Origin of the sequence: Paraburkholderia sp. BCC1885, assembly GCF_900996235.1 — a bacterium.
In the GTDB taxonomy this organism is placed as follows: domain Bacteria; phylum Pseudomonadota; class Gammaproteobacteria; order Burkholderiales; family Burkholderiaceae; genus Paraburkholderia.
On sequence record NZ_CAAJGM010000191.1, the window covers coordinates 1 to 419 of the forward strand.

Consider the following 419-nt stretch of genomic DNA (forward strand, 5'->3'; position numbering starts at 1 on the left):
TCGGAGGCCTCGGTGCGCTTCTCGACCTTGCCTTCGCGGTCGTACCACTCGGTGATCAGCGCGACCACGCGGTTCGGCGTCTCGGGATCGAACTCGGTGCTGTTGGCGTCCTTCAGGCCCACCACGTCGCGCGCGAATTCGATCACCGCCAACTGCATGCCCAGGCAGATGCCGAGATACGGCACCTTGGACTCGCGCGCATAGCGGATCGCCGCGATCTTGCCTTCGGTGCCGCGACGGCCGAAGCCACCCGGCACCAGCACGGCGTCGAGATGCTTGAGGCTGTCGACGCCCTTGGCCTCGATCTCTTCCGAATCGAGATACTCGATGTTGACCTTGGTCGACGTGTGGATCGAGGCGTGGCGCAGTGCCTCGATCAGCGATTTGTAGGATTCGGTCAGCTCGACGTACTTGCCGAC

General features: G+C 63.7%; 1 protein-coding gene. It reads right to left on the reverse strand.

Annotated features, from left to right (window positions below):
- A partial coding sequence (locus tag FQ755_RS17190; protein WP_409937520.1) for a glutamine amidotransferase-related protein occupies positions 1 to 419 on the reverse strand: 419 nt, incomplete at both ends.